The sequence below is a fragment of the Thalassotalea ganghwensis genome, from assembly GCF_053485795.1.
On record NZ_JBQRUM010000072.1, the window covers coordinates 1 to 476 of the forward strand.

The window sequence follows — 476 nt, forward strand, 5'->3', positions numbered from 1 at the left end:
TCAGCAAACTTCTTTCTCGCTTGTGCTGTTGTTTTTAGTTTGATGAGTTTGTCTTGACGACCCAAAGAGCGAACGACTTCATACTGAGTTCCTTTTCTCATAGGTTGGAGCCAATGACGATTTTTTCCTGCATGATGCCAGCGATTGAGCAACCCCAGAGAATAAAAGCCTCTATCAAATAACGTCAGTGAATTATCGGGAGTTACATCGATTAAGTCTTCTGCCAATACCATCTCACTTGAACGGCAGCTATCAAAGGCGCTTCCCATTAATAAATGGCTGGTTAGCTCCATTAAGCAAACCATACGTACTTGAGGATAAGCCGTGTCGCCGTGCTGGTTCTTCCATGCAGAGAATTCCTGATGATTTTCAGTCGTATCTGGTGTACGCCAAATAACACCATCAACACCTAGTAGTGATAAGCCACACCATGTGGGGTGATTGGCATCTGCATTCCACATTTTCTGACTTTGATG

The 476-nt window shown here is 43.7% G+C and carries 1 protein-coding gene; it reads right to left on the bottom strand.

Annotated elements, in window-relative coordinates; all coding sequences use genetic code 11:
- A partial coding sequence (locus ACSLUH_RS19535) for a transposase (RefSeq protein ID WP_448570083.1) occupies positions 1-476 on the bottom strand: 476 nt, incomplete at both ends.